This window comes from Haloactinopolyspora alba (assembly GCF_003014555.1).
Classification (GTDB): domain Bacteria; phylum Actinomycetota; class Actinomycetes; order Jiangellales; family Jiangellaceae; genus Haloactinopolyspora; species Haloactinopolyspora alba.
Window position 1 is genome coordinate 323,813 of record NZ_PYGE01000003.1, and the last position, 14,096, is coordinate 337,908.

Annotated in this window: 8 protein-coding genes; 3 read left to right on the forward strand and 5 right to left on the reverse strand. The window is 70.5% G+C overall.

Annotated features, from left to right (window positions below; all coding sequences use genetic code 11):
• Positions 1 to 3: 3 nt before the first annotated feature.
• The 4 genes from CLV30_RS06270 to glgP form a co-directional block, all read right to left on the reverse strand.
• Complete coding sequence (locus CLV30_RS06270; RefSeq protein WP_106536328.1) at positions 4 to 1,194, reverse strand: acyl-CoA dehydrogenase family protein; 1,191 nt, start codon at positions 1,192 to 1,194, stop codon at positions 4 to 6.
• Positions 1,194 to 1,949 (reverse strand): SDR family NAD(P)-dependent oxidoreductase, encoded by a 756-nt coding sequence (locus tag CLV30_RS06275; RefSeq protein WP_205740713.1) that lies wholly within the window; start codon positions 1,947 to 1,949, stop codon positions 1,194 to 1,196. Before CLV30_RS06275 ends, CLV30_RS06270 begins: the two co-directional genes overlap by 1 nt.
• Positions 1,939 to 2,760: an IclR family transcriptional regulator gene (locus tag CLV30_RS06280; RefSeq protein ID WP_106536329.1), complete on the reverse strand. Its 822-nt coding sequence runs from the start codon at positions 2,758 to 2,760 to the stop codon at positions 1,939 to 1,941. The genes CLV30_RS06275 and CLV30_RS06280 overlap by 11 nt, the downstream gene beginning before the upstream one ends.
• A gap of 136 nt (positions 2,761 to 2,896) precedes the next feature.
• On the reverse strand, positions 2,897 to 5,446 hold the full coding sequence (gene glgP, locus CLV30_RS06285) for an alpha-glucan family phosphorylase (protein ID WP_106536412.1): 2,550 nt from the start codon (positions 5,444 to 5,446) through the stop codon (positions 2,897 to 2,899).
• A gap of 552 nt (positions 5,447 to 5,998) precedes the next feature.
• Between glgP and treS the strand changes: the two genes are divergently transcribed.
• The 3 genes from treS (at position 5,999) to glgB (ending at position 11,188) form a co-directional block, all read left to right on the forward strand.
• The gene (gene treS / locus CLV30_RS06290; RefSeq protein ID WP_106536413.1) at positions 5,999 to 7,723 is read left to right on the forward strand and encodes a maltose alpha-D-glucosyltransferase; all 1,725 of its coding nucleotides are present in this window, start codon (positions 5,999 to 6,001) and stop codon (positions 7,721 to 7,723) included.
• Entirely contained in the window at positions 7,720 to 9,129 is a 1,410-nt protein-coding gene (locus tag CLV30_RS06295) for a maltokinase N-terminal cap-like domain-containing protein (RefSeq protein WP_106536330.1), read from the forward strand. The genes treS and CLV30_RS06295 overlap by 4 nt, the downstream gene beginning before the upstream one ends.
• 169 nt (positions 9,130 to 9,298) lie before the next feature.
• On the forward strand, positions 9,299 to 11,188 hold the full coding sequence (gene glgB, locus CLV30_RS06300; protein ID WP_106536331.1) for a 1,4-alpha-glucan branching protein GlgB: 1,890 nt from the start codon (positions 9,299 to 9,301) through the stop codon (positions 11,186 to 11,188).
• On the opposite strand, the gene CLV30_RS27510 is transcribed toward glgB, so the two are convergent.
• On the reverse strand, positions 11,166 to 13,934 hold the full coding sequence (locus CLV30_RS27510) for a S8 family serine peptidase (protein ID WP_106536332.1): 2,769 nt from the start codon (positions 13,932 to 13,934) through the stop codon (positions 11,166 to 11,168). The genes glgB and CLV30_RS27510 overlap by 23 nt on opposite strands.
• Positions 13,935 to 14,096 lie beyond the last annotated feature (162 nt).

Here is a 14,096-nt window from a genome sequence, read left to right on the forward strand (position 1 = left end):
CCCTCACGACGGCGGCCGGGCAGGCACCGAGCGGGACCAGTCGAGGCCGGCGGCGGCACGCCCCAGCATCAGCGTCTGGATCCCGCTGGTGCCGTCGATGATCTGCGTGATCTTCGCGTCCCGGAAGAATCGCTGGACCGCGTAGTCGAGATGCACGCCGCTGCCGCCCAGGAGGTCGACGGCCTTGGAGGTGCAGCGCATCGCCGCCTCGGTCGCGGTCAGCTTGGCCGCGGAGATGAGCGTCGCGTCACCGCCCTGGCCGGCGGAGAAGCCGCGCACCGCCGAGAGGGTCAGCTCCCGCGCCGCCAGATAGTCCGCGAACATCTCGCCCAGGGCGCCCTGGACGAGCTGATGCCGGTCCAGCGGCTTGCCGAAGCTCTCGCGTTCACGCAGGTACTCTGTGCACTCACGCAGGGCTCCGCGGATGAATCCGAGGGCGTAGGCGGCCGCGTCCAGGCGGGCCAGGTTCACCCCTTCGAACATCCCCGCGAACCCGTCCACGGCCAGTGCGTTCGCGGCCGGCACCCGGGCGCCGTCGAAGACCACCGAGGCCATCGGCACGCCGCGGAAGCCGAGCATCGGCTCGGGTCCGCCCACCTGGACACCCTGCTGGTCGAAGTCCACGACGAACGCGCGCATGTCCGCGTCGCGTTCGGTGTGCTCGAGCTTGGCCAGGACGATGCCGAACCGGGCGACCGGGGCCTGCGTGATGAAGGCCTTCTCGCCCGACAGCACGTAGTCGTCACCGTCGGCCGCCGCCGTCGTCCGCATGCCGCGCACGTCCGAGCCGGCGTGCGGCTCGGTGATGCAGAAGCACCCGAACCCGGTGCCGTCCAGCAGCCCGGGCAGCCAGCGCTCGCGCGCCTCCGGTCCGGCGAAGCGGTTCAGCAGGTGCGCGTGCAGCCGGGCGACCCCGACGGCCAGGGCGGCGGCGCCGCTGTACGAGGCGAGCAGTTCGGTCGTCTCGTGCGCCAGGACGTAGCCCTCCGGGTCGAGGGCGCCGTCGTCGTCGAACACCATGCCCTGCAGCCCGAGCTGGGCCGCCTTCGACACCAGGCCGGGGTCGAACGTGTCGTCGGCGTCGATCCGGCGCGCTCTGGGCGCGACCTCGTTCCGGGCGAACGCGTGCACGGCGTCCAGGAAAGCTCGCTGGTCGGAGTCCAGCTCCAACAACGCGTGCTCGGTCTCGGCCATCACGGCATCACCCCGCCACCATTCGGAGACAACGTCTGTCCGGTGAAGTAGGAGGACTCGTCGCCGATCAGGAACCGGACCGCCGACGCGACCTCGTGCGGCTCACCGAAGCGCTTCATGACCTGGCGTGACGTCTTCTGCTCCACCCACTCGGGGGTGGCGTGCGGATCGGTCATCGGGGTGCGGATCGGTCCCGGCGCCACCGCGTTGACCCGAATCCCCGGCCCGAGCTCGTGCGCCAGTGCGCGGGTGAGCCCGAGCAGCCCGGCCTTCGACGCGCTGTAGGCGACCGCGCGGGCGGCGCCGGCATAGCCCAGCTGGGAGGCGACGTTGACGACCACGGGAGCCGCGCTGCGGCGAAGCCACGGCAGCGCGGCGCGCACGCACAGGTACGCCCCGGTCAGGTTGACGGTGATGATCTCGTTCCACAGAGCGGGGTCGAGGTCCTCGAAGTCGACCTGCTCCATCACACCGGCGCTGTTCACCAGAGCGTCGATACCGCCGAAGCGCTCGCCGGCGAACGCCATCAGCTCGTCGACCTGCTCCGGGTCACGTACGTCCACGCGATGGACCGCCGTGCTGGTGCCGGCGCCGTCCGGGAGCTGCTCCGGCCAGGCGTCGTCGCCGGAGCAGCCCATGACCACCGCGGCGCCGTCGCGGCTCACCAGGTCGGTGATCGCCCGGCCGATACCGCCCGACGCGCCCGTCACCACGACGACCCGCCCGGCCAGGCTCGCGTCCACGTCACCGGACATCCACGGCCTCCTGCGGCACTGGTTCGGCCGCCGCCGTCGCACCCGCCAGCGGGAACAGCAGCGCGGTGATCCGCGCGGCGGCACGACGGACCGGCTCGGCGACCTCGGCCTCGAGGCTCTCTGGGTCCCAGCGGAACCGCGGGCACCCCACGCACACGGCGCCGACGGCTCGCCCTTCCGGGTCGAGCACGGCGGCGGCGATGCTGATCACGCCCGCCTCGTGCTCCTCGACGCTCAACGCGTGCCCGCGGGCGTGCACGGCGTCGAGCGCGGCGCGGAACTCCTGCGCCGAGGTGATCGTGTGCGCGGTGAACGCCGGAAAACGCAGCTGCTCGATGACCTGGGTGACCAGCGACGACGGCAGGTGCGCCAGGATCGCCTTGCCCTGCGCGGTGGCATGGACCGGCACCCGGTCGCCAGGTCGGCCGTACATCTGGACCGGATGAACCGCCGGCACCGACTCGACGTAGATCACCTCGCTGCCCTCGCGCACGGAGAGGAAGACCGTCTCCGTCGTCGCGTCGCGCAGCTCGGTGAGCACCGGCGCGGCGACGTCGCGCAACGACCGGACGTCGATCTGCGCGCTCTCGAACCGCCAGAGCTGCGGGCCGGGGCCGTAGCACCGCGACACCGGGTCCTGCACGGCGAACTGGCGTTCACAGAGGATGCGCAGCAGCCGGCGCACCGTGCTCGGCGGAAGGGTCAGCGCGTCGGCGATCTCCCCGAGACGCGCGCCCTCGCGGTGCCGGCCCAGATGAGCGACCACGTCCAGGGCGCGGTAGACGGCCTGCCCGCCAGTTGTTTCCACCATATGAAACCCTCCGGTGTGGGCTCCCGGCAGTCAACCCGACACGATCGACGCATGTCAACCACCAGTAGCCACCACACCACAAGGGTGCGTACGGATCCGCCACACCGCACCTTTCCATCAGATGGAACGAGTGGCGTCAGCCCGCCAGCGCCGCCAAGCCCATCTCGGCGCCGTCGGCGAGCAACGCGTGCCGCGGCACGATCCGCACCGTGTACCCGAACGCGCCGGGGCGGTCGAGATGGACCTCGCCCTCGAACCGGTAGGTGCCGCCGTCGAGCTCCTCGGCCGCCCGCATCGCCGCCACCTCCGGATCACGCAGCGCGTCGGACTCGTCCACCCGACCGTGCACGACCTGTACGTCGACGTCATCGGGCGTCAGCGCGCCGAGGGCGACGAAAGCGCGCAGCCGCAGCGTCTGGCCGCGCTCGACCGCGTCCGCCGTCGCGCTCTCGACGTGCTGGACCGTCACGTCCGGCCATGCGGCGCGGACCCGTTCCTTCCAGCCGGCCAACGACACCGCGCCGGCGTAGTCGGCGTTCAGCCGTCGCCCCGCCGCGGCAGCGGGCGTGTAGAGGTCGTCGACGTACTCCCGCAACATCCTCGTGGCCTGCACCTTCGGCCCCAACGAGGTCAGCGTGTGCCGCAGCAGCTCGACCCAGCGCCGTGGAATCCCCTCGGCGTCCACGTCGTAGAACCGGGGCGCCACCTCGTTCTCGATCAGGTCGTACAGCGCCGCCGCCTCGAGGTCGTCACGATGGTCGGTGTCGGTGACGCCCTCGGCCGACGGGATCGCCCACCCGTTGGAGCCGTCGTACCACTCGTCCCACCAGCCGTCCCGCACCGACAGGTTGAGCGCACCGTTCAACGCGGCCTTCATCCCGGACGTGCCGCAGGCCTCGTACGGCCGCAGCGGATTGTTCAGCCACACGTCGCAGCCCGGATACAGCGCCTGCGCCATGCCGATGCCGTAATCGGGCAGGAAGACGATGCGGCGGCGCACCTCCGGGTCGTCGGCGAACCGCACCATCTGCTGGATCAGCTGCTTGCCGCCGTCGTCGGCCGGATGCGCCTTGCCCGCAATGACGATCTGCACCGGGCGTTCCGGGTCGAGCAGCAGCGCCTTCAACCGGCCGGGGTCGCGCAGCATCAGGGTGAGGCGCTTGTACGACGGAACGCGGCGCGCGAACCCGATGGTCAGCACGCCGGGGTCGAGGACGTCGTCGATCCAGCCGAGCTCGGCGTCGCTGGCGCCACGGGTGCGCCAGGACACTCGCAGCCGGCGCCGCGCCTCGGTGACCAGACGCTCGCGCAGCGTGTGCTTGACCGCCCAGATGTCGCCGTCGGAGACGGTGGTCGTGGCGGACTTCCACCCGCCGCCGGAGATCGCCTTCTCCTCGAGGTGCAGGACCTCCGGCGCTACCCATGTTGGCGCGTGCACGCCGTTCGTGATGGACCCGATGGGCAGCTCGTGCTCGTCGAACGACGGCCACAGCCCGGCGAACATCGACCGGCTGACGTCGCCGTGCAGCCGGCTGACGCCGTTGGACCGCTGCGCCAGCCGCAGCCCCATGACGGCCATGTTGAACACGTCCGGGTCGCCGCCCTCGTAGTCCTCCGAGCCCAGTGCGAGCACCTGCTCGACCGGCAACCCGGGCCCGGTGGCGTCCGGGCCGAAGTACTGGCGCATCAGCTCGACGGGGAACCGGTCGATGCCGGCGGGGACGGGGGTGTGCGTGGTGAACACGGTGCCGGCCCGCGCACACTCCAGCGCCGCCTCGTAGCCGAGGCCGTGGTCGTCGATCAGCTCGCGGATGCGTTCCAGCCCGAGGAAACCGGCGTGCCCCTCGTTGGTGTGGAACACGTCCGGCGGCGGCGTGCCGGTGATGTCGCAGTACACCCGGACCGCCCGGACACCACCGATGCCGAGCAGCAGCTCCTGGCGCAGCCGGTGCTCGCCCGTCCCGCCGTACAGCCGGTCGGTGACGTCACGCTCGATCGGCCCGTTCTCCTCGATCGAGGAGTCGAGCAGCAACAGCGGCACCCTGCCGACCTGCGCGACCCAGACCGCCGCACCCAGTGTCCGGCCCTCCGGCATGCCGACCTCGACGCGCACCGGCTCGCCGTCGTGGTGCCGCAGCCGGGTCAGCGGCAGGTTGTCCGGGTCGACGACGGGGTAGCGCTCCTGTTGCCACCCCTCACGCGACAGCGACTGCACGAAGTACCCGTGCCGGTACAGCAGCCCCACGCCGATCATCGGCACGCCCAGGTCGCTCGCGGCCTTCAGGTGGTCACCCGCGAGGATGCCGAGGCCGCCGGAGTACTGCGGCAGCACGTGGGTGATGCCGAACTCCGGCGAGAAGTACGCCACGGCAGCGGGAGCCTCGTGGTCGGCGTCCTGGTACCAGCGGGGTTCGGACAGGTAGTGCCGCAGATCGTCGTGCGCCGCCCGGACCCGGCCGAGGAAGGCCTGGTCGGCGGCGAGCTCGGCGAGCCGGTCGGGCGAGATCTCCCCGAGCAGGCGCACCGGGTCGTGCCCGACGCGTTCCCACAGCTCGTGGTCGACCGCCTCGAACAGCTCCTGCGTCGGCTGATGCCACGACCAGCGCAGATTGGTGACCAACTCGCCGAGCGGCTCCAGCTGCTCGGGCAGGACGGTCCGGACCATGAGGCGTCGGATGGCTCGCACCCGCTCACGGTATCCGGTCCGACGTGACATGGCGCTGAACGTTGCGCGACCAGCGCGAGGACCGCCGATCTCGCCTCCGGAGCGCCGGGTGTGACGCATCTCGCATCGAGGTCTCGGCGTCGTCACCACACGTACTCGGCCGGCACCGGCAACGGGACGAATCCGCCCAGGTCACCTTCACAATGATGCGTTTCAGCAGGACGCGCACGACCGCGGCGTCACACACCGTGACGGGCGGCGGCGCGAACACCTGCGAACACGATCATGAACCTCGCCGAAGTGGTTGGCGTGACAGCCATCTCGCGTGAATACTGTTCGCCGGGCACACCCCGCCCGGAAACGTCTGCGTCACCGTCGCGTTCTCGAATACAGCGCAAACCAGATGATCTCTCCCCTGCCGCATCCGCTGCTGCCTGCCTGCGTGACCGACCACGGGCCGGCAGCCGCCGTACGTCCCAGTCCGTCACGAGAGGCGACAGTGCACATCGACTCGCCCGCGCCGCATTCGAGGCATCGGCCCGCCGCGGCGCCTACCATCGAATGGTGTCGGTCATGACCGAGGCCCGGCCGCAGACTTCGAGCGGTACCGACGCGGCGTCGGGCGTCCCCGCGCGCGGCACCGACCCGGAATGGTTCAAGCGCGCCGTCTTCTACGAGGTGCTCGTCCGGTCGTTCAACGACTCCGACGGCAACGGCATCGGCACGCTCCGCGGCCTGACCCAGAAGCTGGACTACCTGCAGTGGCTCGGGGTCGACTGCCTGTGGCTGCCGCCGTTCTTCCCGTCGCCGCTCCGTGACGGTGGCTACGACGTCGCGCACTACAAGGAGGTCGCCCCCGAGTTCGGGACGCTGGCCGACTTCTCGGAGTTCGTGACGGCCGCGCACGAGCGGGGCATGCGCATCATGACCGACCTGGTGATGAACCACACCAGCGACCAGCACCCGTGGTTCCAGGCTTCCCGCAACGACCCCGACGGCGAGTACGGCGACTTCTACGTCTGGGCCGACGACGACACCGGCTACTCCGACGTTCGCATCATCTTCAACGACACCGAGTCGTCGAACTGGACCTTCGACCCGGTGCGCAAGCAGTACTTCTGGCACCGTTTCTTCAGCCACCAGCCGGATCTCAACTACGAGAACCCGGCGGTGCACGAGGCGATGCTCGACGTCGTGCGGTTCTGGCTGGGCCTCGGCGTCGACGGGTTCCGCCTGGACGCCGTGACCTACCTGTACGAGAAGGAGGGCACCAACGGCGAGAGCCTGCCCGAGACGCACGCCTTCCTGAAGAAGGTGCGCAAGGTCATGGACGACGAGTTCCCCGACACGGTGCTGCTGTGCGAGGCGAACCAGTGGCCGAGCGAGGTCGTCGAGTACTTCGGCGAGCCGGACGTCGGCGGCGACGAGTGCCACATGGCCTTCCACTTCCCGGTGATGCCGCGCATCTTCATGGCGGTGCGCCGTGAGTCGCGCTACCCCGTCAGCGAGATCATGGCGCAGACGCCGCGCATCCCGGCCGGCTGCCAGTGGGGCGTGTTCCTGCGCAACCACGACGAGCTCACGCTCGAGATGGTCACCGACGAGGAACGCGACTACATGTGGTCCGAGTACGCCAAGGACCCGCGGATGAAGGCGAACCTCGGCATCCGCCGCCGTCTCGCGCCGCTGCTCGACAACGACGTCAACCAGATCAAGCTGTTCAACGCGTTGTTACTGTCGATGCCCGGGTCGCCGGTGCTGTACTACGGTGACGAGATCGGCATGGGCGACAACATCTGGCTGGGCGACCGCGACGCGGTGCGCACGCCGATGCAGTGGACGCCGGACCGCAACGCCGGATTCTCGACGGCCGACCCGGGCCGGCTCAACCTCCCGGTCATCATGGACGCCGTCTACGGCTACCAGGTCACCAACGTCGAGGGGCAGCTGGAGAACAAGTCGTCGCTGCTGCACTGGACGCAGCGGATGATCGAGGTCCGCAAACAGAACCCGGCGTTCGGGCTCGGCGAGTTCGTCGACCTCGGCGGGTCGAACCCCACCGTGCTCAGCTACCTGCGCACGTTCGGCGACGACATCGTGCTGTGCGTACACAACCTGTCCCGGTTCCCGCAGCCGGTCGAGCTGGACCTGCGCCGGTACGAGGGCATGCAGCCGATCGAGCTGCTGGGCAGTGTCCGGTTCCCGCCCATTGGTGAGCTGCCGTACCTGTTGACGGTGGGTTCACACGGCTTCTACTGGTTCCGACTGGCGCAACTGCCCGAGGAGGCGATGCCGTGACGGGCGATGCCGTGACCGGTGACGCCGGGTTGGACGAAGCTGTCGCGCTGTTGGGGCCGTGGCTGCCGCAGCAGCACTGGTTCACCGGCGCGCGCACGGGTCAGGTCGGCGTCCGGGTGGTGTCGGCGTCGCTGCTGTCCGACGCGGAACCACGGCTGTGGCACCTGATCGTCGAGGCGACCCACGACGACGGCACCGGCCTCGTCCAGGTGCCGCTGTCCGTCCGGCCCGAGCGCGCCGACCGGCTCGACCACGTCCACCTCGGGCTGACCAGCGACGGGCACGTGTACGACGCATTGCACGACAAGGACGCCACCACGGCCCTGCTCAGCTACTTCGACACCGGCACGCAGGCGCCTGAGGGCCTGACGTTCCACGTCGAGCCCGGAGCGAAGATCCCGTTCGGTGAACGCTCGCTGGTGCTGCCCGGTGAACACCAGAACACCAACCTGGCCTACGGTGACGTGGCCCGGCTCAAGGTGTTCCGCATGATCGAGCCGGGCCTGAACCCGGACGTGGAGCTGCACGAAGCGCTGACGGCCGCGGGTTGCGACCTGATCGCACCACTGTTCGGACGCATCGACGGCCAGTGGCGCGACGGCTCAGGGACAACGCACACCGCCAGCCTGGCGATGCTGCAGGAGTACCTGACCACGGCCTCCGACGGCTGGGCGGTGGCGACCGCGAGCGTGCGGGACCTCTACGCCGAGGGCGACCTGCACGCCAACGAGGTCGGCGGCGATTTCGCCGGCGAGTCCTACCGGCTGGGTATGGCGACGGCCCGGGTGCACGAGACGTTGGCCGAGATAAAGGAGACCTCCACGCTGACGCCCGCGGAGGTGGCGGGTCTCATCGGTGCCATGCACGAGCGGCTCGACACCGCGGTGGGTGTCGTCCCGGAGCTCGAGCCGATGGCCGCGCAGTTACGCGTGCACTACGACACGCTGCACGACCGTCAGCGCGCGATCCCCGCCCAGCGCATCCACGGCAGCTACCACCTCGGCCAGGTGCTGCGCACGGTGCACGGCTGGAAACTGATCGACTTCGAGGGCCAGCGCGAGCTCCCTCTGGCCCAGCGGGGTCTCCCGCGCTCCCCGATGCGCGACATCGCGGGAATGCTCCGGTCTTTCGACTACGCCGCGCAGCACCTGCTGGTCACCGATCATCCGCCGGAGGATCCGGCGCACGATCAGATCGTCTACCGGGCACGCGAGTGGGCGCAGCGCAACAGCGACTCCTTCTGCGCCGGCTACCGTGCGGCGTCGCAGACCGACCCGGACGACGAGGTCGAACTCATCCGTGCGCTCGAGGTGGATATCGCCGTCGTCGAGGCGGTCTTCGAGGCGCGGCACCGCCCCAGCTGGCTGCCGATCCCGCTCTCCGCGCTGGAGCGCTTCGCCGGCTGAGCAGGCCGGATCCCAGGTAGCTGGTCCTCATGGCCAGCCGTACGCGCCGTCCACCACCGCCGCGCCAGGACGAGCGGCCCGCGCCCTACGCACGCGCATCAACGCTACTTGATCGAACTCACCGCCCGGATCCGGGACGTGACGGCGGCACCACGGATAAGCTCGCCGGATGATCGATGCACGGCAACTCCTGGGCGAGGTCGACCTGCACCTCATCGGTGAGGGCCGGCACGAACGGCTGTGGGACGTGCTCGGCGCGCGGACCACGACGGTGGACGGCAGGCACGGCACGATCTTCACCGTGTGGGCGCCCAGCGCCCGCGAGGTGGAGGTGGCCGGCGACTTCAACGGCTGGCATGGCGGCAACGACCCGATGATCCAGCTCGGCGGCGGTGTGTGGGGCACGTTCGTCGAGCACGTCGGCGACGGCGCACCGTACACGTTCAAGATCCACGGCGCGGACGGGGTGTGGCGGGACAAGGCCGACCCGATGGCCGCCCGGACGCAGGTGCCTCCCGCACGGGCGTCGGTGGTGCACCGCTCGTCGTACGTGTGGGGTGACGCCGGGTGGTTACGGCAGCGAGCCGGCTGGACGGCGCACGACTCGCCGATGTCGATCTACGAGGTGCACCTCGGATCGTGGCGGCGCGGGCGCACCTATCGCGAGCTGGCGGTCGACATGGCCGACTACGTCTCGCGGATGGGGTTCACGCACGTCGAGCTGATGCCGGTGGCCGAGCACCCGTACGGCGGGTCGTGGGGCTACCAGGTGACCTCGTACTACGCGCCCACCGCGCGGTACGGCACCCCGGACGACTTCCGGTTCTTCGTCGACACGATGCACCAGGCCGGGCTGGGCGTCATCGTCGACTGGGTCCCGGCGCACTTCCCGCGCGACGACTGGGCCCTGGCGCGTTTCGACGGGACGCCGCTGTACGAGCACCCCGACCCGCGGCGCGGCGAGCACCCGGACTGGGGCACCTACGTCTTCGACTACGGCCGTCCCGAGGTCCGCAACTTCCTGGTCGCCAACGCGCTGTTCTGGCTCGACGAGTACCACGTCGACGGGCTGCGGGTCGACGCCGTCGCCTCCATGCTCTACCTCGACTACTCCCGCAGCGGCGACGACTGGTTGCCCAACGTGCACGGCGGCCGCGAGAACCTCGACGCCATCGCGCTGCTGCAGGAGACGAACGCGAGCGCGTACCGCACCGTGCCCGGCATCGTCACCATCGCCGAGGAGTCCACCGCGTGGCCGGGCGTCACCAGGCCGACACACCTCGGCGGCCTCGGCTTCGGGCTGAAGTGGAACATGGGCTGGATGCACGACTCGCTGTCGTATCTCGCCCACGACCCGATCCACCGGCAGTATCACCATCACCAGATGACGTTCTCGACGATGTACTCGTTCAGCGAGAACTTCGTGCTGCCGCTCTCGCACGACGAGGTCGTGCACGGCAAGGGGTCGCTGCTGTCGAAGATGCCCGGCGACGAGTGGCAGCGGACGGCGACGCTGCGGGCGTACTTCGCGTTCATGTGGGCGCATCCGGGCAAGCAGCTGCTGTTCATGGGCGACGAGTTCGGCCAGGACGCCGAATGGGCCGAGTCGCGCGAGCTGGACTGGCAGCTGCTCGACAACCCGGGCCGGGCCGGTCTGCAGCGGCTGGTGGGCGATCTGAACCGGGTCTACCGCGACACGGCGGCGTTGTGGCGCCTGGACACCGAGGAGTCGGGGTTCCAGTGGATCGACGCCAGCGACGCCACCGGCAACGTCTTCTCGTTCCTGCGTTTCGACGACGACGGCGGCGTGCTGGCGTGCGTGGCGAACTTCAGTCCCGTCCCGCACGAGAACTACCGGCTGGGGCTTCCGTCCGCGGGATCGTGGGACGAGGTGCTCAACACTGACGCCGACGTGTACGGCGGTTCCGGCGTCGGGAATCTGGGCCGGGTCACCGCCGGGACCGACGCGTGGCACGGTCGCCCCGCGTCGGCCACCCTGCGGCTCCCGCCGCTCGGCACTCTCTGGCTGCGCCCGCCTACCCCTCCCGGTCCACCGTGATGACCGGGGAGACCCAGGTCTCCACATGCTCCGGATTGTGCGGGTCGCCCAGCGACTTGGTCACGGTCATCCGCAGCACGTAGCGACCGTCAGGGACGGGAACGGTCCGGTCGGTGCCGTGTCCGCGCGGTCGGGTGCCGTCCCAGACGTAGGCGTTGAACGCCGTGGGCGTGCCGCTGCGCCCGACCTCGTCGACCGACAGCACCGTGTTGAACGGCCCGACCACCGGCACGCCGGGCGTCCCGTCGTGCCGCGCCCGGAACAGCTCGAACGACACGTTCTCCGCCGGGTGCTCCAGGTGCGCCAGCACCACTGGACGGTCGCCCTCGGTCATGGTGTACGTCGCGCCGTCGGGCAGCAGGTCGTAGACGCCGCCCATGGTGCAGTTCAGCTCGACGTAGCGCTCGCACTCGGCCACCCGGCCGAGCTCCGGCAGGCCGGCTCCGGCCTCGGTCAGCACCGGCAGGTCCTGGTAGTCGCCGACGAACCCGGCGAACGGCACCCGCAGCGGGTCGCCGTCCTCAGGCGTCAGCACGACGTAGCCGCCGTACTGACCCAGCTCCGGTCCGTCCGGCGCGGTCACCGTGACGTCGAGTTCGGCGGTCTCGCCGGCGGGGACGGTGAGCGTGTCGGTCCCGAACTCGACACCGGCCTCGCCCAGGTAGAAGCCGGGATCGTTCGGGGCGTCGCCGGTGCTGATCGCGTTGACATGGGACGGCTCGTACGTGACGGCGGTGTCGCCGTCGTTGCGCACGGTCAGCGTCCGCGTCGACGGCCCTGTCTCGGACTCGCCCAGCGACAGCTTGCCGGGTGTCACCGACGTCTCCGCGAGCGCGGCGTCGTCGATGTCGAGCATGCCGGCGCCCTGCCGGTGCGTCGGCTCGATGTAGCCGGAGTCCGGGACCAGTGACCAGTCCGCCGGGTCCGCGTGGTTCTGCAGCACGTCGCGGACCTCACCCGCCTCGAGATCCGGCCGGGCCTGCAGCAGCAGCGCGACAGCGCCCGCGACGTGTGGCGCGGCCATCGACGTGCCGGACAGCACGCCGTAACCGTCCTTCTCCAGCGGGTAGGTCGAGCGGATCAGCCCGCCGGGAGCGCCCAGGTCCGGCTTCAGCGTCAGGTCGGAGCTCATGCCGTAGGAGCTGTACGACGAGATCAGCCCGGCGGTGGCGTTCTCGACCGTCGTGGTCTCGTCGGTCCAGGTCAGCGTCGTTTCGCCGGCGGCGATGCGGCTGTTCAGCTCCAGCCCGTCCTGCTGCGAGATGGCCACCACGGGAACGGTCACCGGCGGGTCGTCGGGCGTGGGCGGCGCCACCGTCGGCGCGAAGCTGCCGGGCACGTTGTTGTACAGGATCACGGCCTCGGCGCCGGCGTTCTGCGCGTTGATGGCCTTGTCGTAGAAGTAGCACTCACCCCGCTGGACCAGCGCGACCGTGCCGCTGAGGTCCGGCAGCTCGCCGGCGGAGTCACAGCCGTCGTCCGGCGTGTCCGGGGTGCCGGTGCGCGCCATCGGCAGGCTCCCCTCGACCGGCGGTTCCGGCGAGCCGCTGGCGTGGCCGTAGCCGACCTCGCGGCCGTCCGGCGACACCGTGAACATCCGCGCGTCGTACTCGGTGTTGTCGAACGACGCGACACCGATGACGTCGTCGCCGACGCCGGGAGCGCCGGCCGACCAGGTGCCGGCGGTGCCGTTGTTGCCGATCGAGGCCACCACGGTGACGCCCTGTTCGACCAGCGCGTCACTGGCCACTGCCGTCGGGTAGTCCGGCGACGACACGAAACCCGCGCCGAGGCTCATGTTGACGACGTCCATGTCGTCGACCAGGGCCTGCTCCAGGGCGGCCAGGATGATGTCCGACGTCGTGGAGCCGCCGCAGCCGAACACCCGGTAGGCGCCGAACTCGACCGCCGGCGCCACGCCGCGCACGCCACCACTCGCGGTGTCGCCGTCGGCTCCCACGATTCCGGCCACGTGCGTGCCGTGCCCCTGGCAGTCGTCCGGGTTCGGGTCGGGCTGCGGATCCGGCTCGTACGCCGGTGACGACGGGTCGGCGTTGTAGTCGTCGCCGACGAAGTCGTGGCCGGCGACCACACGGCGCGTCGGGAACTCGGTGGCGTCGTCGGCGCCCGAACCGCCGAGGTCCGGGTGGTCGATGTCGATGCCGGTGTCGATGATGCCGACGCGCAGCCCGTCACCGTCCAGGCCGAGCTCGCTCTGCGCGATGTCGGCGCCGGTCATGCCCAGTGCGGAGTCCATGGCCGGTTCGGTGTCGGTGGGCTCCAGCGCGTCGACGGTGGCGACCGGGAAGACCGCCTCGACGCGCGCGGAGTCCTCGATGGCCGCGATGTCGGCCTTCGACGCGCGTACCGACATCCCGTGCCACAGGCGGTCGTAGGAGTAGCGCACCTTCAGGTCGGTGCCCAGCGCGGCCGCCTCGTCGAGGAAACGGTGCCGCTGACGGCGCAGCTCGGCCGCGTCACCGCCCTCGGCGGACGGCGTGCCGGCAAGCTGGACGAACCAGGCGCCGGACGGTTCGTGGACGAGTTCGTCCGATGCCGGCGGCGCGCCGGTGAGCTCGGACGCCGAGCCGAGATAGCCGGCGTCGTCGGGGTGGGCGCCCGGTCCGGCCGACGCCGCGCTCAGTGGCGTGATCGCCGCCACCGTCAGCGCGACCGAGGCCGCGACACCGAGACCGGCCCGCCGGGTGCCGGCGGCTCTGCCCGGTGCATGCGATGGTCGTGTCATCGACATCTCCCGTGGTCGAAATCGTGCTCGAAGGGCATGACAGCACCCCACCGGTCCGGCGGGGTCTCCCGTAACTTATGGGGACTTCGCCGTCGTTTGGAAGAGATCGTGGCACGCTACCGGGAATCCCACGAACCGAACCGCAGGGGGTGGAACCGGGAC